Origin of the sequence: Pseudomonas sp. PvP025 (assembly GCF_017832155.1) — a bacterium.
Lineage (GTDB): Bacteria > Pseudomonadota > Gammaproteobacteria > Pseudomonadales > Pseudomonadaceae > Aquipseudomonas.
Map to the genome: position 1 here is coordinate 2,502,076 of NZ_JAFIBJ010000001.1, position 21,047 is coordinate 2,523,122.

Genomic DNA, 21,047 nt, shown 5'->3' on the forward strand with positions numbered 1-21,047 from the left:
CGTTTTGGCCTTCTGACAAGACCCCCAACCGTTGAGGTGCGTGATGAAATCAAGCTTCTGGAAATCCGGGCACACCCCGACCCTGTTTGCCGCGTTCCTGTATTTCGACCTGAGTTTCATGGTCTGGTACCTGCTGGGCCCGCTGGCGGTGCAGATTGCCGCCGACCTGCACCTGACCACCCAACAGCGTGGCCTGGTAGTGGCAACGCCGATCCTGGCGGGCGCGGTGCTGCGCTTTCTGATGGGCATGCTGGCCGACAAGCTGTCACCCAAGACCGCCGGGCTGATTGGCCAGGTGATCGTGATCGTCGCGTTGTTCGGCGCCTGGAAACTGGGCATCCATAGCTATGAACAAGCCTTGCTGCTGGGCTTGTTCCTCGGCATGGCCGGCGCATCCTTTGCGGTCGCCCTGCCCCTGGCCTCGCAGTGGTACCCCGCTGAACACCAGGGCAAGGCCATGGGCATTGCCGGTGCAGGCAACTCCGGCACGGTGTTCGCCGCGTTGCTGGCGCCAGTGCTGGCCGCCGCCTTTGGCTGGAGCAATGTCTTTGGTTTTGCGCTGATTCCGTTAGTGCTTACGCTGATCGTGTTCGCCTGGCTGGCGCGCAACGCCCCGCAACGCCCGAAAGCCAAAGCCATGGCCGACTACTTCAAGGCCCTGGGCGACCGTGACAGTTGGTGGTTCATGTTTTTCTACAGCGTGACGTTCGGCGGCTTCATCGGCCTGGCCAGCGCCCTGCCCGGCTACTTCAACGACCAGTATGGCCTGAGCCCGGTGACCGCCGGCTACTACACCGCCGCCTGCGTGTTCGGCGGCAGCCTGATGCGGCCGTTGGGCGGCGCCCTGGCGGACCGCTTCGGCGGCATCCGCACCCTGCTGGGCATGTACAGCGTGGCGGCGGTGTGCATCGCCGCGGTGGGTTTCAACCTGCCAAGCTCCTACGCCGCCCTCGCACTGTTCGTCTGCACCATGCTCGGACTGGGTGCCGGCAACGGCGCGGTCTTCCAACTGGTGCCCCAGCGTTTTCGCAGCGAAATCGGCGTGATGACCGGCCTGATCGGCATGGCTGGCGGGATCGGTGGTTTCGCCCTCGCCGCCGGCATGGGCGCGATCAAGCAAAGCACCGGCAGTTATCAACTGGCCCTGTGGCTGTTCGCCAGCCTCGGCGTGCTGGCCTGGTTCGGCCTTTACGGCGTGAAACGCCGCTGGAGAACCACCTGGGGTTCGGCCGCCGTGACCGCCGCGCGCGTCTGATGAGCCTGCAACTGAGCGTTGCCCAGGCCAGCGCCATTGGCCCGCGCAGTGAAAACCAGGACGCGCTGCGGGTGGTCACGCCCAGCGCGCAACTGGCCGCGAGCAAAGGGTACCTGTGCGCCCTCGCCGACGGCGTCAGCCAATGTGCCGACGGCGGCCTGGCCGCACGCTCAAGCCTGCAGGCGCTGGCCCTGGACTACTACGCCACACCGCAGACCTGGGGCGTGGCCCAGGCGCTCGAACGGTTATTGCTCGCACAGAATCGCTGGCTGCAAGCCAACGGCGGCGGCCAGCCGTTACTGACCACCCTCAGCGCCCTGGTGTTTCGCGGTCAACGCTTCACCCTCGCGCATGTCGGCGATTGCCGCGTGTATCGCTGGCTGGACGGCGAGCTGCAGCGCATCAGCGAAGACCATGTGTGGGAGCAACCGGGCATGCAGCATGTGCTCAAGCGCGCCCTCGGCCTGGATCAAAACGTGGTGCTGGACTTTCTCGACGGCGAACTGCGCGCGGGCGAGTGCTTCCTGCTGCTCAGCGACGGCGTCTGGGCCACATTGGGCGAGCACAGCATCCGTGCGATCCTGCGCGAGCAAGCCGACCTCGACCTGGCCGTCAACACCCTGGTGAGCGCCGCGCATTTGGCCGGCAGCCAGGACAACGCCAGCGCGTTGCTGGTGCGCATCGACGCACTCGGCGCCGCCACCCTGGGCGATGCGCTGGTGCAGTTGCAGCAATGGTCACTGCCACCGCCGCTCAAGCCCGGCCAGGCGTTCGAAGGCTGGCAGGTGGAAAGCGTGGTCGCGCAGAGCCGACAATCGTTGCTGTACCGGGTCCGCGACGCGCAGCAACAGCCCTGGCTGCTGAAAACCCTGCCGCGCAGCCATGACAATGACACCGATGCGGGCCAGGCCCTGCTGTCGGAGGAATGGTTTCTGCGCCGGATGGCCGGGCGCGCGTTCCCGCAGGTCCACCCCGCCAGCGGGCGTCAGCATGTGTACTACGTGATGCGCGAATACCCTGGGCTTACCCTGGCCGAGCTGTTCAAGCAGCAAGGCCCGTTGCCCCTGGCGCAATGGCAGTCCATCGCCGAGCGTTTGCTGCGCGCGGTCGGGCTGCTGCATCGTCGGCAAATTCTGCACCGCGATATCAAGCCGGAAAATCTGCTGCTGGGCGACGACGGTGAACTGCGCGTGCTGGATTTTGGCCTGGCCTACTGCCCGGGCCTCTCCGCAGACCCGATCAACACACTGCCCGGCACGCCGAGCTTTATCGCCCCCGAAGCGTTCAATGGCGAGCGTCCTGCGGCCCAGCAGGATTTGTACAGTGTCGGCATTACGCTGTATTACCTGCTGACGGGGCATTATCCCTACGGCGAAATCGAAGCCTTCCAACGCCCCCGCTTCCATCAACCGATCAGCGCCAGCCGCTATCGCCCCGACCTGCCGGACTGGCTGCCCCTGAGCCTGGAGCGCGCCGTGGCCGCGCAACCGGCGCAGCGTTATGAAACCGCCGAAGAATGGCTGCTGGTGCTGGAGCAGGCCGACCGCCGCGAACTGAGCGTGCGCCCGCGCCCGCTGCTGGAGCGTGAACCCTTGAAGGTGTGGCGCACATTGGCGCTGCTGTCGCTGCTGCTCAATCTGGTGCTGCTGTATGGGCTGTTGCACCACTAACGGGCAAAACGTTTCGGCTGTGGGTTTAAACGCCCAGTAAAACCGGGGTTATGCGGACTTGGCACAACCGCTGCATTAGCCTTTCCAACACCCCACATACAGCCGCCCCTTCAACGACGAAGGATCGAGCTTCCCGAGAGAACGGGACCGGACAAAGGCGTCCTCGCTAGGTAACTAGCGGGGACGCCTTTTTTTGTTTGCGCGTGATTGGTCGGAGAGCGACATGAAAAAACTCAAATTGGTGATGATCGGCAACGGCATGGCCGGGGTTCGTACCCTTGAAGAACTGCTCAAGCTGAGCAGCGACCTCTACGCCATCACCGTGTTCGGCGCCGAGCCCCACACCAACTACAACCGCATCCTGCTGTCGCCGGTGCTGGCCGGCGAACAGACCTTCGAAGAGATCGTGCTCAACGACCTGGACTGGTACCTGGACAACAACGTCAAGCTGCTGCTCAACCGCAAGGTGGTGCAGATCGACCGGGTCAAGCGCAAAGTCATCGCCGACGACGGCACCGAGGCCGAGTACGATCGCTTGCTGATCGCCACCGGTTCCACGCCGTTTATCCTGCCGATCCCCGGCAACACCTTGCAGGGTGTGATCGGCTATCGCGACATTGCCGACACCCAGGCCATGATCGACACCGCCAAAACCCATAAACACGCGGTAGTCATCGGCGGCGGCCTGCTCGGCCTGGAAGCCGCCAACGGCCTGATGCTGCGCGGCATGCATGTAACCGTGGTGCACATCGGCGAATGGTTGCTGGAGCGCCAGTTGGACAAGACCAGTGGTCAACTGCTGCAAACCGAGCTGGAAAGCCGTGGCCTGGTCTTCCGCCTGGGCGAACACACCCAGGCCCTGCACGACGCTGGCAATGGCCGGGTCGGCTCGGTGCAGTTCAAGAATGGCGACATCATCCCCGCCGACCTGGTGGTGATGGCCGCCGGCATCCGGCCCAACACCGAACTCGCGGAAAAATCCGGCATCCCGTGCAACCGTGGGATTCTGGTCAATGACACCATGCAAACCTACGACCCGCGTATTTATGCGATCGGCGAATGCGCCAGCCATCGCGGGATTGCCTACGGCCTGGTGGCGCCGCTGTTCGAACAGGCCAAGGTCTGCGCCAACCACCTGGCCCAGCTGGGCTTTGCCACCTACAAGGGCTCGGTCACCTCGACCAAGCTGAAAGTCACCGGCATCGACCTGTTTTCCGCCGGCGACTTCATGGGCGGCGAAGGCACCGAGACCATCACCCTCTCCGATCCGATTGGCGGCGTGTACAAAAAACTGGTGATCAAGGACGACATCCTGGTCGGCGCCTGCCTGTACGGCGACACCGCCGATGGCGGTTGGTATTTCCGCCAGATCCGTGAGAACCATGCCATCGGCGAGATCCGCGATCACCTGATGTTCGGCGAGAACGCCCTGGGCGATGTCGGCCATCAGGGCCAGGACAAGGCCATGAGCATGGCCGACAGCGCTGAAGTCTGCGGCTGCAACGGCGTGTGCAAGGGCACCATCGTCAAGGCGATCCAGGAACAGGGCCTGTTCAGTGTCGATGAGGTGAAAAAACACACCAAGGCCGCCAGTTCCTGCGGCTCCTGCGTGGGCCTGGTGGAACAGATCCTGATCAACACCGTGGGTGGCGCGGCCGATGTAAAACCCAAGAGCGAAAAAGCCATCTGCGGCTGCAGCGACCTCAATCACGGGCAAATCCGCCAGGCCATCCGCGAACAGCACCTGCTGACCATCGCCGGCACCATGAGCTACCTGAACTGGCGCACGCCCAACGGCTGCGCCACCTGCCGCCCGGCGCTGAACTATTACCTGATTTCCACCTGGCCTGGCGAAGCCAAGGATGATCCGCAGTCACGCCTGATCAACGAACGGGCCCACGCCAACATCCAGAAAGACGGCACCTACTCTGTCGTGCCACGGATGTGGGGCGGCGTGACCAACCCTTCGGAACTGCGCCGCATCGCCGACGTGGCCGACAAGTACAACGTGCCGATGGTCAAGGTCACCGGCGGCCAGCGCATCGACTTGCTCGGCATCAAAAAGCAGGACCTGCCTGGCGTGTGGAAGGACCTCGACATGCCGTCCGGCCACGCCTACGGCAAATCCATCCGTACCGTGAAAACCTGCGTGGGCAGCGAGTTCTGCCGCTTCGGCACGCAGAACTCGACGCAACTGGGCATCGAGCTTGAGCATGACCTATTCAACATGTGGTCGCCGCACAAGGTCAAGCTGGCGGTGTCCGGTTGCCCGCGCAATTGCTCGGAAGCCGGCATCAAGGACGTCGGCATCATCGGCGTCGACTCCGGCTGGGAGATGTATATCGGCGGCAACGGCGGCATCAAGACCGAAGTCGCGGAGTTCTTCGTCAAGCTCAAAACCGCCGACGAAGTGCGCGAGTACAACGGCGCGTTCCTGCAGCTGTACCGCGAGGAAGCCTTCTACCTGGAGCGCACCGTGCATTACCTGCAGCGCGTGGGCATGGAACACATCAAAAAGGCCGTGCTGGAAGACCCGGCCCGGCGCAAGGCGCTGAACGAGCGCCTGCAATTCTCGCTGTCATTCGAGCAGGACCCGTGGAAAGAACGGCTTGAACAGCCGCTGCTGAAAAAGGAATTCGAGGTGATCCCCGTCAAACACCTGGAGGTGCAGGCATGAACTGGCTGGATATTTGCGCCCTCGACGACATCAACGCACTGGGCTCACGCATCATCAACGGGCCCAAAGGCGACATCGCGATCTTTCGCACCAGTGACGACGAAGTCTTCGCCCTCGACGACCGCTGCCCGCACAAGGGCGGCCCGCTGTCCCAAGGCCTGATCTACGGCAAACGCGTGGCCTGCCCGCTGCACAACTGGCAGATCGACCTGGCCTCCGGCGAAGCCCAGGCGCCGGATATCGGCTGCGCCCACCATCACCCCGCCCGTGTCGAAAACGGCCGGGTGATGCTGGCCCTGCGGGACGCCGGTTGATGGACCGCCAGGTCACCGCGTCCACCTGCTGTTACTGCGGGGTGGGCTGCGGCGTGCTGATCGAGCATGACGGCACGCAGATCCTCGGTGTGCAGGGCGACCCGAGCCACCCGGCCAATTTCGGCAAGTTGTGCAGCAAAGGCGCCAGCCTGCACCTGACGGGCGACCTGAGCGCGCGCGCGTTGTACCCGGAGTTGCGCCTGGGCAAAGGCCTGGCCCGTAGCCGCACCAGCTGGGATACCGCACTGGACCACGCGGCCAACGTGTTTGCCGACACCCTCGCCGAACACGGGCCGGACAGCGTGGCCTTCTATATTTCCGGGCAACTGCTCACCGAGGACTACTACAGCTTCAACAAACTGGCGCGGGGGCTGGTGGGCACCAACAATCTCGACAGTAATTCACGGCTGTGCATGTCCTCGGCGGTGGTCGGCTACAAGCGCAGCCTGGGCGCCGACGCGCCACCCTGCAGCTATGAAGACCTCGACATCAGTGACTGCGTGATGATCGTCGGCAGCAACATGGCCTACGCCCATCCGGTATTGTTCCGACGCCTGGAGGAAGCCAAGGCGCGGCGTCCGCAGATGAAAGTCGTGGTGATCGACCCTCGGCGCACCGACACCTGCGAATTGGCTGACATGCACCTGGCCATCCTGCCGGGCACGGATGTGGCGCTGTTCCATGGAATCTTGCACCTGTTGTTGTGGGAAGACTGGATCGACCGCGACTTTATCCAGGCCCATACCGACGGACTGGCGGAGCTAAAGCGCCTGGTGCATGACTACACGCCGCAGATGGTCACGCAGCTGTGCGGGATCAGTGTCGAACAATTGCGCCTGTGCGCCGAATGGGTAGGCACCTCCCCTGGCTTTCTGTCGCTGTGGTGCATGGGGCTCAACCAGTCCACCGCCGGCAGCGCTAAAAACAGCGCGCTGATCAATCTGCACCTGGCCACCGGCACAATTGGCCGGCCGGGCTGTGGGCCGTTCTCCCTGACCGGCCAGCCCAATGCCATGGGCGGGCGCGAAACCGGCAGCTTGTCGAATCTGTTGCCGGGCCATCGGGAAGCCGCCAACCCTGAACACCGCGCAGAGGTCGCTGCTTACTGGGGTGTCGATGCGTTGCCGGAGCCGACCGGGCTGACGGCCATTGAGCTGTTTGAGCAGGTGCAGGCCGGCAAAATCAAAGCGTTGTGGATCGCGTGCACCAACCCCGCGCAATCGCTGCCGGACCAGACCGCTGTGCGCGCCGCCCTGGCAACCTGCCCGTTCGTGGTGTTGCAGGAAGCTTTTCGCACCACCGAGACCGCCGCCTACGCCGACCTGCTTTTGCCGGCCGCCAGTTGGGGGGAGAAAGAAGGCACGGTGACCAACTCCGAACGGCGTATTTCCCACGTACGCCGCGCCATCCCCCCACCCGCAGAGGCACGGCCGGACTGGGCAATCACCGTGGATTTCGCCCAACGCCTGGAACAGCGACTGCGCCCGGGGCTGCCGAGCCTGTTCGCCTTCGAGCATCCGGCGCAGATTTTTGATGAGTTCAAGCTGCTGACCCGTGGGCGTGATTTGGATTTGTCGGGTATCAGCCATGCCGTGCTCGACGAACTGGGGCCGCAGCAGTGGCCGTTCCCCATGGGCGCGCGCAGCGGCACCTCGCGTCTGTATACCGACGGGGTTTTCCCGACCGACGGGGGGCGCGCGCACTTTATCGCCGACCCTTATCGTGCGGCCAAGGAGCAGCGCGACGCGCGCTTCCCGCTCACCCTGATTACCGGGCGCCTGCGTGACCAGTGGCACGGCATGAGCCGCACCGGCACGGCGGCGCAGTTGTTCGGGCATGTGAGCGAAGCGCTGCTGAGCCTGCACCCCGATGAACTGCGTCGTCATCGCTTCAAGGAAGGCGACCTGGTGAACCTCAAAAGCCGGCGCGGCAATGTGATCGTTGCCGTGAGCAGTGATGACAGCGTACGCCCCGGCCAGGCCTTCCTGCCGATGCACTGGGGCGACCGGTTTCTCAAGGGCGGCGTGAATACCCTCACCCAGCCGGCGTTCGACCCGCTGTCGAAACAACCTGAACTCAAGCACAGCGGCGTGCGCCTGGAGGCGGTGCAGTTGTCATGGCAGCTGTTCGCGCTGATCGAGGGCGATGTGCAGCAACACTTCGAGGCCCTGCGCCCGCTGTGCGAAGGTTTTGCCTATGTGAGCCTGAGCCTGGCCGGGCGGGAACGGCCGGCGTTGCTGGTACGCGCGGCACATACCGCAGCGCCCGAGCTTGAGCTGCTGACCCGTATCGACCAACTGCTGGGCCTGCACGACGGCCCGGTGATGGCCTACGACGACCCGCGCCGCTCGATCGGCAAGCGGGTGAAGATCGAAAAAGGCCGCATCACGGCAGTACGTCTGGCCGGTGAAACCCTCGCCCGCCACTGGCTGCAGAGCCTGTGGCTGGAAGGCCGCACCGATGAGCAGTTGCGCCGCTGGCTACTCGCGCCCTTGAGCGCAGCGCCCGGCGGTGCGGCGGCCAGCAGCAAGGTGTTGTGTAACTGCATGAACGTCAGTGAAAACGCGGTGTGTACCGGTATTGCCCAGGGTCTGGACCTGGATGGACTCAAGCAGTCCCTGGGATGCGGCACGCAATGCGGCTCCTGTGTGCCGGAAATCAAACGTCTGCTGGTCAGCCATCCGCAGCCAATCGCTATCAGTGTGTGAGGACAGGAATATGAGCGCAAAAGTCTGGCTGGTAGGCGCAGGGCCGGGGGATCCGGAGCTGTTGACCCTGAAGGCGGTGCGGGCGATGAACGAGGCCGATGTGGTGCTGATTGACGATCTGGTCAACCCGGCGGTGCTGGAACATTGCGGCGATGCGCGGGTGATTACGGTGGGCAAGCGCGGCGGCTGTCGTTCAACGCCGCAGGATTTCATCCACCGTTTGATGCTGCGTTACGCGCGTCAGGGCAAGTGTGTGGTGCGGCTCAAAGGCGGCGACCCGTGCATTTTCGGACGCGGCGGTGAAGAAGCCATGTGGCTGCGCGAGCGCGGGATCGAGGCCCAGGTGGTCAATGGGATTACGTCGGGGCTGGCAGGCGCAACTAACTGCGATATCCCGCTGACGTTGCGCGGTATCAGCCGTGGCGTAACGCTGGTCACGGCGCATACCCAGGACGACAGCCGCCTGAACTGGCGCGCGCTGGCGGAAGGCGGGACGACGCTGGTGGTGTATATGGGCGTGGCGAAGCTGGAAGAAATACGCCAGCAGTTGCTGGACGGCGGCATGACGGCGGATATGCCGGTGGCGATGATCGAGAATGCATCGCTGCCCCAGCAACGGGAGTGCCGCAGCGTGCTGTCGCGCATGCAGGAAGATGCACAGGCTTTCGCGTTGAAGAGCCCGGCGATTCTGGTGATTGGCAGGGTTGCAGCGGCTGAACAGGCGGCTTATGTCGCAGTGGCCGCCAGCGCCTGAGGCAAATTGCAGACGAAAAAAAGCCCGGCCTGAGCCGGGCTTTTTTCTACTACTCAGTAATTACTGAGCGGTAGCTTCAACCGACGCTTCTACGCGACGGTTAACAGCGCGACCAGCTTCAGTTGCGTTGTCAGCAACTGGGCGGGATTCGCCGTAACCTACAGCAGTTACACGGCTAGGAGCCACGCCGTCTTTAACCAGGACTTGCTTAACAGCGTCAGCACGACGCTGGGACAGCTTCTGGTTGTAAGCGTCTGGACCTACGGAGTCAGTGTGACCAGCAACTTCTACGTTGGTGGACGGGTACTGAGCCATGAAGTCGGCCAGGTTTTTCACGTCGCCGTAGCTGTTAGGCTTAACAACGGCTTTGTCGAAGTCGAACTTAACGTCCAGCTCAACACGAACAACCTGAGCAACTGGAGCTTCTGGCTCTGGAGTTGGCTCTGGAGCTGGTGCTGGGGTAGGAGCTGGAGCGACTGCGCCAGCGTTACCGCCGAAGTTCACGCCCAGGCCGACCAGTGCGGAGTAGTCCCACTTGCCGTTGTCCAGACCGTAGTCAGCTTCAACACCGGCACGAGCGTACAGGTTGTTGGTGAAGTAGTACTTCACGCCGGTACCGACGGTGGCGAAAGTAGTCTGATCGCGACCGCTGTGGCCGTCAGCTTGCACGTTGCCACGGCTCTGGTGGCCGAAACCGCCTTCAACGTATGGACGCAGGCTGTCAACGCCGGCCTGACCGAAGTGGTACTGGGCCACGAGGCTGCCAGTGTCACCTTTGATCTTCTGGCTACCAGTACCGTCATTCGAACGGGTGTGGTTAGTCTTGTCGTAGGACAAGTTCAAGGACAGATCGTCGGTCAGGAAGTAACCAATGCGAGCGCCTGGGTTGAAGCCGTCTTCGATGTGCTTGACGCTATCGTTGTACTGCTTCTTGTAGAACAGCTCGCCTTCAACTGCGCCTTGGCCTTGTGCCAGAACGCCGAAAGAAGTTGCGGCAATAAGAGAACCAATGGCCAAGCCCAAGGTGTTTTTCAGTTTCATCCGTTAAATCCCCATCTGGTGATTGTAAAGCAGTCCCACAAACCGGGGGACAACTCGGCGACAAGTCTAACAGAACTTGCCTACACGTAAGAGATATTTGCCACGCACTAAGTTTCAGTCTCGTCCGCAAATTTCTCACGTAATTTATCTAGAGCACGTTTGTACCGCATTTTTGTAGCACTCAAACCCATGTGCATGATGTCAGCGATCTCCTGGAACTCCAGCTCTGCGACGAATCGCAGCACCAGAATCTCCCGATCGATCGGGTTCACATACACCAGCCAGCGATCGAGTCCGCCCTTGTCCTCGGGTGCCGGCGCCTTTTCTTCAGACGCTTCCTCAAGGGGGTCCAGACTCAAGGCGTCCATCAAGCGACGCTTTCGCCGTTCCTTCCGATACTGCGTGATGCACTCGTTGTACGTGATGCTGTAGAGCCAGGTCTTGAACTTCGATTTGCCCTCGAAGTTCTTGAGGCCGTACAGCACCTTTAGCATCACTTCCTGACAGACATCGTCCGCATCTCTATCGTTCCCTAAATACCTTGAACAAACGTTGAACAGAGTGCGTTGATACCTGCGCATCAATTCTTCATAGGCGCGCGTGATGTGAAACAGCTCCGTATGTGCACGCGCGACCAGCTCCTCATCAGAGAGCTCCCGGGGGTCATAGCGCGTGGACAGCGTTTGAGCTTTATTCAAAACAAGTCGTGCCGACAGTCAGGTCAATGTCCGCTACGGCCCGGCAAGCCGGGTTCGCGGCGGCGTACATTAGCAGGGTGCCGGGTCAGCGGCTACTGACCTGCTGTTCAAGGAGTATCCGATTGGACAGCGACACCAGCTCGCCATCATCGGTCAGTACTGTCGTTTTGACGGTACCGATCTCCTCGATTTGCCCCTCGACCTCGCCTACACGCACATTTTGCCCTACCTGATACAGCTCACGCACGTAGATTCCCGCAAGAATCTGACCGGCAATTTCCCGGCTTCCCAACCCCATGGCCAGCGCAACTGCCAGACCAACGGTAATCAAAACAATCACAATCACGTGGTTGAGCAGGTCGGTCTTGACCTCCAACTGGCTGATCGCGACCGAAATACTGATGATGATCACCAGCCCCTGAGCGATTCGCCCCAGACCGGCAGCATAGTCCAGCCCCACGCCTTCGGCGGCCCCGCGTACCAGCCCATTGGCCAATTGTGCGAGTAAAACGCCTACCAGCAATACCAGCGCGCCGCCGAAAACCTTGGGCAAATACAGCGCCAGCATGTCGAGCGTAGCTGAAACTCGCTCAAGTCCAAGGGATTGCGCCGCCGAAACCAGAAATATCAGCAAAACGAACCAATAGACAATCTTGCCGATCAAGGTCGAGATCGGCACTTGCAGCCCGGCGCGCCCCAGCAGCTTGGTCAGGCCGGTGCCTGCCATCAAGCGATCCAGGCCCAGTTTCGCGAGCAGCTTGGACAACAGCGTGTCGAGCAGCTTGGCCACGACAAACCCCAGCAGCACCAGCACCAGGGCACCAAACAGGTTGGGAATGAAATTCGCCACCTTGGTCCACAATGCCGTCATCGCGGTGACCAGGCTCTGGGTCCAGAGATCAAGTTCCATGTTCAATCAGCCTTATCAGTGCGAGCAAGAGGTTTGCCACGGGAAACCGGGGATACGTGGGCCGAACCGTTGTTCAGGGCCATCATCAACGCCGGCACCCAACGCCCGAGCAGCCCGAACAGGTCTCCCGCCCCAACCTGACGGTTGGCGGTTTTCAATACGCGGCCCAGGCAGGCATCGTCATCACGGTTGGATGGCGAAGCATTCAGCATGTCACGCAAAGACTGTTCAAACGGATCGTGCATAAAAGACCTCTCGCAAGTGAATTAAAAGACGAGGGTTAAATTCCTGAGGTCACATCCGACCCTTCCTACCTTCAGCTCGTATTCAGGTCAAACCCAGCGCAAGCGTCGAAACAACCACCATTGCCCGAGCGCCACCGACACCATCAACAGGCACGCAATCGCGAATCCATAGGGGCTGGAGGAAAAAGGAATTCCCCCCACATTTATACCCAGCAGACCAGTGAGAAAACTCATCGGCAGGAAAATCCCGGTGATGATTCCGAAGCGGTACATGGTGCGGTTCATGCGCACGCTCAAGCGCCGGTCCTCGGCCTCAAGTACAAGCCCCACGCGCTCCCGGGTCAATTCCAGCTCTTCCAGGTAGCGGGTCAGGCTGTTGTTCAATTCGTTCCAGTAGTCGGCATCGTCGTCACAGAACCACGGCAATTTGATCCGCGTGAGCTGACCGAAAATATCCCGTTGCGGCGCCAGGAATCGCTTCAATCCAGCGGCTCTGCGACGGATCTGCAGGATACTGCCATGCTCCGGAGTATACCGTTCGTCGGCATCGAGTTTTTCTTCCTCTGAATCGACGATTTCAGACAGGTCGGTAACCAGATCCTGCACCTTATTGGTCAGGTACTGCGCCATATAAAGGATGAGTTCAGAGGTATTTTTCGGCCCCTTGCCCTCCGCCAGTTGCACCAGCAACTCATCAGTCGCGCGCAATGGGCGCAAACGCAGGGAGATCACACGGCTGGCAGAGGCGAAGATGCGCGCCGAGACCATGTCTTCCGGTTCGGCACCCGGGTTGAGGTTGACCCCGCGCAGAAACAGCAACAGCTCGGCGTCCGGTAACGGCAACAGGCGTGGACGGGTGTTCTCCTCCAGCAGCAGGTCGCAGGCGAACTCGCTCAATCCGCTGGATTGGCGCAGCCAGGTGCGGGTTTGCGGATGGCTGCGATCCCAATGCAGCCACAGGCTTTCCCGCGGCTGCAGTTGCAGGTCATCCAGTTCAGTCCGGGCAATCGAACGCGCGCCGCCTTTACCGTCCAGCACCAGGGCATGCACCAGCCCCCATTGCGCGTTTTCTTCCTCGAACATCCTCACCCCTGTCGGCTATTGCGGTTTATTCAGGCATCTTCAGCGGACTGGGCGACACGATCACACCGTTATTGTCGGCATAGATGTATTCGCCCGGACGAAATGTGACGCCGGCAAAGGTCACCACCACGTTCAGGTCACCGATACCGCGCTTGTCGGTCTTCATCGGGTGGCTGGCCAGGGCCTGCACACCCAGATCGGTCTGGGCGATCACGTCGACGTCACGGATGCAGCCGTAGATCAGCATGCCTTCCCAGCCATTCTTTGCGGCTTTTTCGGCGAGCATGTCGCCCAGCAATGCGCGACGCAGCGACCCCCCACCGTCGACCACCAGCACCTTACCGGCACCCGGCAGGTCAACCTGCTCCCGGACCAGCGAGTTGTCTTCGAAACATTTGAGGGTGACGATTTCGCCGCCAAAGGAATCGCGTCCGCCGAAGTTGCTGAACATCGGCTCGACCACCTGCACCAGGTCGGGGTAGGCATCGCACAGGTCAGGGGTTACGTAATGGATCATGAAAAGAGTCCCTTGCGTCAAAAAGCTGTCTTTGGAAAGAAGCGTCTGCCTCGCAGGTACGCAACATCCCATCCGTTTCGCCGCAACGCAAGCGCGCAGCAGCGACTGAATATGACCAGAAGCGTTTAACGCGTCATAGCTTAGCCGCAACCGCAGATCAGCGAAAAGCCCCGGATCAAGCCGTGGCCATCAGCTCGGGCCGGGCAGCGGACAACGGTGTCAGCGGATCTTTCAGCCACTGCGCCGTCAACGGCCAGACTTCAGCCTGCGCGGCCTTGCTGACGAGCATTTCCACATGCCCGAAATCCCCGGTAAACCCTTGCCCACGCCCCAGGCACAGGTATTGGCGATGTTCGCTGCCCACTTGTTCGAACAGCTGGCGGCAGGCCCAGTCCGGGTCTTGCTCGTCGCCCGCGGCGCTCACCGCCAGCAAGGGCACATCGACCTGGGCCAGGCCCTTCCACCAGTCGGCATCAGCATCGCCAAACCGGCCAAACAGACCGTTCCAGCGCAACGCCTCGATCATCACGCCGGCGGGCTCGTCCTCGGGCCCGCGCTTGAAACGTGGTCCGGACACATGGGCAAAGCGCTTGAGCAACCAGCGACCTGCCCACTCCACCGGCGGGATTTTCAACGGCCAGTGCGTGCGGCTGACCTGACAGCCGAACAACGCCGCCGACGCCACCGCCGATGCTTCCAGGTGGCGCGCGCCCAGGGCGGCAGCCAGGGTGATGGCACCGAGGGAATGCCCGATCCAATGCGGCGTCTGCGCGCTTTGCTCACGCACAAACGCGCCGATGGCCGGCAAATCGTAACGCGCATAGTCGGCCACGCGATTTTTCGCATAGTCCTGGTTACGCCTGGACAGCCCGTGGCCGCGCATTTCCGGGATCCACACATCAAACCCCTGGCGCGCCAGGTAGGCGCCCAGGCCGATGCCCTTGGGCGAGTACCAGAAACGCCGGTTGGAAAAACTGCCGTGCAACAAAATAACCGCAATGCCCCGGTTTTCCGGGACATCGGCCAGGCCCAGACGGGTCACTGCCAGCTCGACGGTGCCGTCGGGGCTGTTACCGGGTTTGAGGCGATACACGTCTTCACTCAGGTCGCCACGACGTTCAGCACTGATCAGGGCGACGGGAAACAGATTGCTGCTGCTTTGCATAATGCTCTTGCACAAAAAAGGGCGGCGTCCGCGAGGATTCCCGCCCTGTACAGATAAGAATGCCGGTCATCCGCAACGGGTGACCGGCACTTTTGACGTTGCGATCTTAAGCGGACGCTTGGCCTTCGGCGAGGAAGAACCAGGTTTCCAGCACCGAGTCAGGGTTCAGCGAGACGCTTTCGATGCCCTGTTCCATCAGCCATTTGGCCAGGTCCGGGTGATCCGACGGGCCCTGGCCGCAGATGCCGATGTACTTGCCGGCCTTGTTACAGGCCTGGATGGCGTTGGCCAGCAGCTTCTTGACCGCCGGGTTACGCTCGTCGAACAAGTGCGCGATGATCCCAGAGTCGCGGTCCAGGCCCAGGGTCAACTGGGTCAGGTCGTTGGAGCCAATGGAGAATCCGTCGAAGAACTCCAGGAACTCTTCGGCCAGAATGGCGTTGGACGGCAACTCGCACATCATGATCACGCGCAGGCCGTTTTCGCCACGGGACAGGCCATTTTCGGCCAGCAGGTCGACCACCTGGCTCGCCTCGCCCAGGGTGCGCACGAACGGCACCATGATTTCGACGTTGGTCAGGCCCATCTCATTGCGCACGCGTTTGAGCGCACGGCATTCGAGCTCGAAGCAGTCGCGGAAGGCTTCGCTGATGTAACGCGAGGCACCACGGAAGCCCAGCATCGGGTTTTCTTCTTCCGGCTCGTAGAGCTTGCCGCCGATCAGGTTGGCGTACTCGTTGGACTTGAAGTCCGACAGGCGCACGATCACCTTTTTCGGGTAGAACGCCGCAGCAAGGGTACTGATGCCTTCCACCAGCTTGTCGACATAGAAGCCCACCGGGTCGTTGTAGCCGGCGATGCGCTTGTCGACGCTCTCTTTGATGTCCAGCGGCAGCCCGTCGTAGTTCAACAGGGCCTTGGGGTGCACGCCGATCATGCGGTTGATGATGAACTCCAGGCGGGCCAGGCCCACACCGGCGTTCGGCAACTGCGCGAAATCGAAGGCGCGGTCCGGGTTGCCGACGTTCATCATGATCTTGAACGGCAGGTCGGGCATGGCGTCGATGGAGTTCTGCTTGATGTCGAAGCCCAGCTCGCCTTCGAAGATGAAACCGGTGTCGCCTTCAGCGCAGGACACGGTCACGCCCTGGCCGTCTTTCAACAGTTGGGTGGCATTGCCGCAACCCACGACCGCCGGGATGCCCAGCTCACGGGCGATGATCGCCGCGTGGCAGGTACGCCCGCCACGGTTGGTGACGATGGCGCTGGCGCGTTTCATCACCGGTTCCCAGTCCGGGTCGGTCATGTCGGAGACCAGCACGTCACCCGGCTGAACCTTGTCCATCTCGGACACGTCCTTGATGATCCGCACCTTGCCCGCGCCGATGCGCTGGCCGATGGCACGGCCTTCCACCAGCACGGTGCCGGTTTCCTTCAACAGGTAGCGTTCCATGACGTTGGCCGAGGTGCGGCTCTTCACGGTTTCCGGACGAGCCTGCACGATGTACAGCTTGCCGTCGTCACCGTCCTTGGCCCACTCGATGTCCATCGGGCACTTGTAGTGCTTTTCGATGATCATCGCCTGCTTGGCCAGCTCACTGACTTCCGCGTCGCTCAGGCAGAAGCGCGCGCGCTCGGCTTTGTCCACATCGACGGTCTTGACCGAACGACCGGCCTTGGCCTCGTCGCCGTAGATCATCTTGATCGCCTTGCTGCCCAGGTTACGGCGCAGGATGGCCGGGCGACCGGCCTCAAGGGTGTGCTTGTGCACGTAGAATTCGTCCGGGTTGACCGCGCCCTGTACGACGGTTTCGCCCAGGCCGTAGGCGCCGGTGATGAATACCACGTCACGGAAGCCCGATTCGGTATCGAGGGTGAACATCACGCCGGCGGTGCCGGTTTCCGAACGCACCATGCGCTGCACGCCGGCAGACAGGGCCACCAGCTTGTGGTCGAAACCCTGGTGCACGCGGTAGGAAATGGCGCGGTCGTTGAACAGCGAGGCAAACACTTCCTTGGCCGCGCGGATCACGTTTTCCACGCCACGGATATTCAGGAAGGTTTCCTGCTGACCGGCAAAGGAGGCGTCGGGCAAGTCTTCGGCGGTGGCCGAGGAACGCACGGCGACGGCCATGTCCGGATTGCCGGCCGACAGGGTGGCGAAGGCGGTGCGAATTTCTTCGTTGAGCTTTTCAGGGAACTCGGCCTCCATGATCCATTGGCGGATCTGGCTGCCGGTTCTGGCCAGGGCGTTGACGTCATCGACGTCCAGAGCGTCCAGCGCGGCGTGGATCTGAGCGTTGAGGCCGCTCAGCTCGAGGAAATCACGGTACGCCTGGGCCGTGGTGGCGAAACCACCGGGCACCGACACACCTGCGCCTGCAAGATTACTGATCATCTCGCCGAGGGATGCGTTCTTGCCCCCTACGTGCTCTACATCATGGACGCCGAGCTTATCGAGGGAAACTACGTACTCTACCAAGGTGATCTCTCCACTTTCTGTGTTGGAAAAGCTCATGGACGCCGACGGCTCAGTAGGAGCATTCGCCAGCGCTTGTGGCCTGGGCCTGGAAAATAAGTGAGAATGCGGCCCACTGCGGGACAGCAAAATCGCGCCTATCATATCCAAGATTCGCCATCAGCTTAAGGCCCAGGGCTCAAATGAAACGATCTGCTTTCTTTATCTCCGATGGCACTGGCATTACTGCCGAAACCCTGGGCCAAAGCCTGCTCGCGCAGTTCGAAAACATTACCTTCGCCAAATTCACCCGGCCTTATATAGACAGCGTGGATAAAGCGCGGGCCATGGTACAACAAATCAATCTGGCGGCTGAAAAAGACGGCTGCCGCCCGATCATTTTCGACACCATCGTCAATCAGGACATTCGTGAGATTCTTGCGACCTCCAATGGTTTCATGATCGACATCTTCTCCACCTTCCTCGCGCCGCTGGAGCAGGAGCTGAGCGAACACTCCTCCTATTCGGTAGGAAAGTCCCACTCCATCGGGCATAACTCCAACTATATGGAGCGTATCGAGGCGGTCAACTTCGCCCTCGACAACGACGACGGCGCACGCACGCACTACTACGACAAGGCTGACCTGATCCTGGTGGGCGTGTCGCGTTGCGGCAAGACGCCAACCTGTCTGTACATGGCCATGCAATTCGGCATCCGCGCGGCCAACTACCCGCTGACCGAAGACGACATGGAACACCTGACCCTGCCCGCCGCCCTGCGCGCGCACTCGCACAAGCTGTTCGGCCTGACCATCGACCCGGACCGCCTGACCGCCATCCGCAACGAGCGCAAGCCCAACAGCCGCTATTCGAGCTACGCGCAGTGCGAGTTCGAGGTGCGTGAAGTGGAAAATCTGTTCCGGCGCGAGAATATTGCGCATATCAATTCCACGCATTTCTCGGTGGAAGAGATTTCGGCAAAGATTCTGGTGGAGAAAGGGGTGGAGCGCAGGTTCAAGTAATCAACGCCCCCTCCCACAAAAAGCCTGATCAGCCTTACAGATGAAACCTTCCGCCACCCTGCCCCAGCGCGGTTGCCAACGCATCGAACCCCGTCCGCAACAACTGATCATCCCCGGACGTATTACAGATACTCGCCCGAATAAACTGCGGCACCGCCGTCTGCCCCACCGCAAAGGCTTCTGCGGTGGCGATCAGGTAATTGTTCTGTTTGAGTTCGGCTTCTATTTCCGACGCGCGCCAGGGCTCCGGCACTTCGATCCAGAAGTGCGGACTATTCATGTGAGTACGGTAAGCCAGGCCAGCCAGCAAATCCTCCACCAGCGCCTTGCGCCGGCTGATCTCACTGATCTGTTGACGCAACAGGTATTCCGCCGTGCCGTTTTCGATCCACTGGGTGGCCAGCTCCAGGGTCACTGGCGTGGCCATCCAGCAGGTGGAGCGCAAGGCGGCAGAAATGCGGCTGACCAGCGCGGGCGGCGCATGCACATAACCCACGCGCAACCCGGCTGACACCGCCTTGCTCAGGCTACTGATCAAAATCGTACGCTCGGGCGCGAAATAGCTGAGAGGCGGCGGCCGGTCTTCCACCAGAACGCCGTGGGCCTCATCCTCAAGAATCAACAGATTGTGTTCGCGACAGACTCTGGCCAGCGCTTCGCGGCGCGCCACCGATAACACTGACGTCGTAGGGTTCTGAATCGTGGGTGTGCAGTACAACGCCGAAATTCGGTGATTACGACAGAGTTCATCCAGCGCGCCCGGCAGCACACCCTCCTCATCCATCTCCAGGCCGATCAGGCGGATACCGAGCATGCGTGACGCCGTGATCAACCCCGGATAAGTCAGCTGTTCGGTGACCACCGTATCGCCGGCCCGCAGCAGGGCCATCATGGCGCAGAGCAAACCGTGCTGACCGCCATTCACGCAGATGACCTGCTCGGGAATCGGATGGAAATCGCGCTGTACCAACCACTGCGCACCGGCTTCGCGGTAGCGTGGCAGGCCCGCGTCCGGGGTGTAGGCGCTGATCTCCTGGAGAAACTTGGCGTTGGTCGACAGGGTCTGGAAGCTCTGTGCCAGGAACACCGTCTCCTGCCCGGGGATATGCATGTTGCGGCTCATGTCGAAGTACTGGCGCGGCTCCTCGCTGACATTGCGAAAGCCTTCATCGCGCTGGCGCTCCATCCCGCGCTTGCGCACGAAGGTGCCGTCACCGACCCGCGCCACCACCAGCCCCAGACGTTCCAGCTCGCCGTAGGCGCGGCTGATGGTGCCGATGGTGACGCCCAGATTGTCCGAAAGCACCCGATGGGGCGGCAGTTTTCGTCCCGGTTCAATCAAGCCTTCAAGGATGCCCCGCTCCATGACATCGGACAGGCGCTTGTACTTGACACCCTGTCCGTTGGACAACCCCTCACGCATAATTGACACCATGTCAATATTTGTTTTGACAGTCATCTTTCGCCCTAATAGTGTGCTTTTACGGGTTCAATCGCCGATTTTTACCGCTTGTTACACGCTCAATATAGAGTTCAATGTCGGCTCAGGGAAGCAATAAACGATGCCAATGTCTGCTGTTCTCGAAAACACCGCCAAAACCAAAACACCCAAACAGTGGTTGCCCGGCCTGGTCACCAGTGTGATGTTTCTTATCGTGTGCCTGAGTTGGGGGACCACGTGGCTGGGTATCAAGATCGCGGTGGAAAGCGTGCCACCGCTAACGTCCGCCGGCCTGCGCTTTCTGATCGCATTCCCGCTGTTCCTGTGTTTTGCCAGGGTGCGCCGCGAGCCGATCCTGTTTCCTCGGGAGAGCCGCTGGTTTTTCGTATTCGTGACATTGTCCTACTTCAGTATTCCGTATTACCTGCTCAACTACGGCGAGATGCATGTCTCGTCGGGCCTCACCGCCCTGCTGTTCAGCTGCATGCCGGTGTTCATCCTGATTTTTTCCGCGCTGTTTTTGCGCGAGCGCATCTACTTTTCCCAGGTGGTCGGCATTGGAATCGGTTTCGGCAGTCTCTACATGATCATCCGCAGCCAGGGCCTGCACCTGGACCACGCCGAGTTCTTCGGGGTGCTGGCGATCCTCGGCGCCGCGATCATGCATGCGTTGTGCTATGTGATTACCAAGCAAAAAGGCAGCGCCATCAGCGTGATCACCTACAACACCCTGCCCATCGGGATTGCCGGCCTGATGCTGTTCGTGGCCGGCTTGTGGTTTGAAACGCCGACGTTCGAAGACATCACCCTGCGCTCCTGGAGCGCGCTGTTCTACCTGGGGCTGGTGGCATCGGTGGGCGGTTTCATCGTGTACTTCATGCTGCTCAAGCGCCTGAGCCCGATCATCCTGTCGTTCGTGTTCATTATCTTCCCGGTGTTCGCGGTGATCATCGGCGCCTGGTACGAGGGCGTGGCGCTGTCCCGTGACCTGATGCTCTACTCGGCAGTCCTGCTGGCCGGTTTTGCGATCACCAAGCTGCCCATCGAAAAATTCCTGGCCAAGAAAAATTGAGCCGCCCACCACGACGC

At 61.3% G+C, this 21,047-nt stretch carries 17 protein-coding genes; 8 read left to right on the forward strand and 9 right to left on the reverse strand.

Going from position 1 to position 21,047, the window contains the following annotated elements:
* The first annotated feature begins 43 nt into the window (after positions 1-43).
* From JOE32_RS10345 to cobA, 6 genes are all read left to right on the forward strand, one after another.
* A complete protein-coding gene (locus JOE32_RS10345; protein ID WP_003230331.1) occupies positions 44-1,255 on the forward strand; it encodes a nitrate/nitrite transporter in 1,212 nt (403 codons plus the stop codon).
* Positions 1,255-2,925 (forward strand): bifunctional protein-serine/threonine kinase/phosphatase, encoded by a 1,671-nt coding sequence (locus tag JOE32_RS10350; RefSeq protein ID WP_209983753.1) that lies wholly within the window; start codon positions 1,255-1,257, stop codon positions 2,923-2,925. The genes JOE32_RS10345 and JOE32_RS10350 overlap by 1 nt, the downstream gene beginning before the upstream one ends.
* 223 nt (positions 2,926-3,148) lie before the next feature.
* Positions 3,149-5,602, forward strand: coding sequence for a nitrite reductase large subunit NirB (nirB, locus tag JOE32_RS10355; RefSeq protein ID WP_209983755.1), 2,454 nt, complete (start codon positions 3,149-3,151; stop codon positions 5,600-5,602).
* The gene (nirD, locus tag JOE32_RS10360) at positions 5,599-5,916 is read left to right on the forward strand and encodes a nitrite reductase small subunit NirD (protein ID WP_003230326.1); all 318 of its coding nucleotides are present in this window, start codon (positions 5,599-5,601) and stop codon (positions 5,914-5,916) included. The genes nirB and nirD overlap by 4 nt, the downstream gene beginning before the upstream one ends.
* Positions 5,916-8,624, forward strand: a complete 2,709-nt coding sequence (locus tag JOE32_RS10365; protein WP_209983756.1) for a nitrate reductase — start codon at positions 5,916-5,918, stop codon at positions 8,622-8,624. The genes nirD and JOE32_RS10365 overlap by 1 nt, the downstream gene beginning before the upstream one ends.
* A 10-nt stretch (positions 8,625-8,634) precedes the next feature.
* Complete coding sequence (gene cobA / locus JOE32_RS10370; protein WP_209983758.1) at positions 8,635-9,378, forward strand: uroporphyrinogen-III C-methyltransferase; 744 nt, start codon at positions 8,635-8,637, stop codon at positions 9,376-9,378.
* A gap of 60 nt (positions 9,379-9,438) precedes the next feature.
* Here cobA and JOE32_RS10375 read toward each other — a convergent pair whose 3' ends face one another.
* From JOE32_RS10375 to ppsA, 8 genes are all read right to left on the reverse strand, one after another.
* A complete protein-coding gene (locus tag JOE32_RS10375; RefSeq protein ID WP_003230320.1) occupies positions 9,439-10,419 on the reverse strand; it encodes an OmpA family protein in 981 nt (326 codons plus the stop codon).
* A 107-nt stretch (positions 10,420-10,526) separates the two neighbouring features.
* Positions 10,527-11,117, reverse strand: a complete 591-nt coding sequence (sigX, locus tag JOE32_RS10380) for an RNA polymerase sigma factor SigX (protein ID WP_209983760.1) — start codon at positions 11,115-11,117, stop codon at positions 10,527-10,529.
* A gap of 85 nt (positions 11,118-11,202) precedes the next feature.
* Entirely contained in the window at positions 11,203-12,027 is an 825-nt protein-coding gene (locus tag JOE32_RS10385) for a mechanosensitive ion channel domain-containing protein (protein WP_209983762.1), read from the reverse strand.
* Positions 12,028-12,029: 2 nt separating this feature from the next.
* Positions 12,030-12,272 carry a CrfX protein gene (locus JOE32_RS10390; RefSeq protein ID WP_209983764.1) on the reverse strand — a complete coding sequence of 81 codons (243 nt, stop codon included), beginning with the start codon at positions 12,270-12,272 and terminating at the stop codon, positions 12,030-12,032.
* Between the two features lie 87 nt (positions 12,273-12,359).
* Positions 12,360-13,355 (reverse strand): zinc transporter ZntB, encoded by a 996-nt coding sequence (locus tag JOE32_RS10395; protein ID WP_209983766.1) that lies wholly within the window; start codon positions 13,353-13,355, stop codon positions 12,360-12,362.
* A gap of 25 nt (positions 13,356-13,380) precedes the next feature.
* The gene (gene rraA / locus JOE32_RS10400; RefSeq protein ID WP_209990456.1) at positions 13,381-13,869 is read right to left on the reverse strand and encodes a ribonuclease E activity regulator RraA; all 489 of its coding nucleotides are present in this window, start codon (positions 13,867-13,869) and stop codon (positions 13,381-13,383) included.
* Positions 13,870-14,047: 178 nt separating this feature from the next.
* Positions 14,048-15,037, reverse strand: coding sequence for an alpha/beta fold hydrolase (locus tag JOE32_RS10405; protein ID WP_209983768.1), 990 nt, complete (start codon positions 15,035-15,037; stop codon positions 14,048-14,050).
* Between the two features lie 106 nt (positions 15,038-15,143).
* Complete coding sequence (ppsA, locus tag JOE32_RS10410; protein ID WP_057009261.1) at positions 15,144-17,519, reverse strand: phosphoenolpyruvate synthase; 2,376 nt, start codon at positions 17,517-17,519, stop codon at positions 15,144-15,146.
* Positions 17,520-17,698: 179 nt separating this feature from the next.
* Between ppsA and JOE32_RS10415 the strand changes: the two genes are divergently transcribed.
* A complete protein-coding gene (locus JOE32_RS10415) occupies positions 17,699-18,517 on the forward strand; it encodes a pyruvate, water dikinase regulatory protein (protein ID WP_003230310.1) in 819 nt (272 codons plus the stop codon).
* Positions 18,518-18,551: 34 nt separating this feature from the next.
* Here JOE32_RS10415 and JOE32_RS10420 read toward each other — a convergent pair whose 3' ends face one another.
* Positions 18,552-19,976 carry a PLP-dependent aminotransferase family protein gene (locus JOE32_RS10420; protein WP_209983770.1) on the reverse strand — a complete coding sequence of 475 codons (1,425 nt, stop codon included), beginning with the start codon at positions 19,974-19,976 and terminating at the stop codon, positions 18,552-18,554.
* A 160-nt stretch (positions 19,977-20,136) separates the two neighbouring features.
* Here JOE32_RS10420 and JOE32_RS10425 point away from each other — a divergent pair, with 160 nt between their 5' ends.
* Positions 20,137-21,030 (forward strand): EamA family transporter, encoded by an 894-nt coding sequence (locus JOE32_RS10425; protein ID WP_209990459.1) that lies wholly within the window; start codon positions 20,137-20,139, stop codon positions 21,028-21,030.
* The last annotated feature ends 17 nt before the right edge of the window (positions 21,031-21,047 follow it).

Coding starts and splice junctions, on each gene's coding strand:
- JOE32_RS10345 (WP_003230331.1), top strand. CDS start 44: ATGAAATCAAGCTTCTGGAAATCCGGGCACACCCCGACCCTGTTTGCC.
- JOE32_RS10350 (WP_209983753.1), top strand. CDS start 1,255: ATGAGCCTGCAACTGAGCGTTGCCCAGGCCAGCGCCATTGGCCCGCGC.
- nirB (WP_209983755.1), top strand. CDS start 3,149: ATGAAAAAACTCAAATTGGTGATGATCGGCAACGGCATGGCCGGGGTT.
- nirD (WP_003230326.1), top strand. CDS start 5,599: ATGAACTGGCTGGATATTTGCGCCCTCGACGACATCAACGCACTGGGC.
- JOE32_RS10365 (WP_209983756.1), top strand. CDS start 5,916: ATGGACCGCCAGGTCACCGCGTCCACCTGCTGTTACTGCGGGGTGGGC.
- cobA (WP_209983758.1), top strand. CDS start 8,635: ATGAGCGCAAAAGTCTGGCTGGTAGGCGCAGGGCCGGGGGATCCGGAG.
- JOE32_RS10375 (WP_003230320.1), bottom strand. CDS start 10,419: ATGAAACTGAAAAACACCTTGGGCTTGGCCATTGGTTCTCTTATTGCC.
- JOE32_RS10385 (WP_209983762.1), bottom strand. CDS start 12,027: ATGGAACTTGATCTCTGGACCCAGAGCCTGGTCACCGCGATGACGGCA.
- JOE32_RS10390 (WP_209983764.1), bottom strand. CDS start 12,272: ATGCACGATCCGTTTGAACAGTCTTTGCGTGACATGCTGAATGCTTCG.
- JOE32_RS10395 (WP_209983766.1), bottom strand. CDS start 13,355: ATGTTCGAGGAAGAAAACGCGCAATGGGGGCTGGTGCATGCCCTGGTG.
- JOE32_RS10405 (WP_209983768.1), bottom strand. CDS start 15,037: ATGCAAAGCAGCAGCAATCTGTTTCCCGTCGCCCTGATCAGTGCTGAA.
- JOE32_RS10415 (WP_003230310.1), top strand. CDS start 17,699: ATGAAACGATCTGCTTTCTTTATCTCCGATGGCACTGGCATTACTGCC.
- JOE32_RS10420 (WP_209983770.1), bottom strand. CDS start 19,976: ATGACTGTCAAAACAAATATTGACATGGTGTCAATTATGCGTGAGGGG.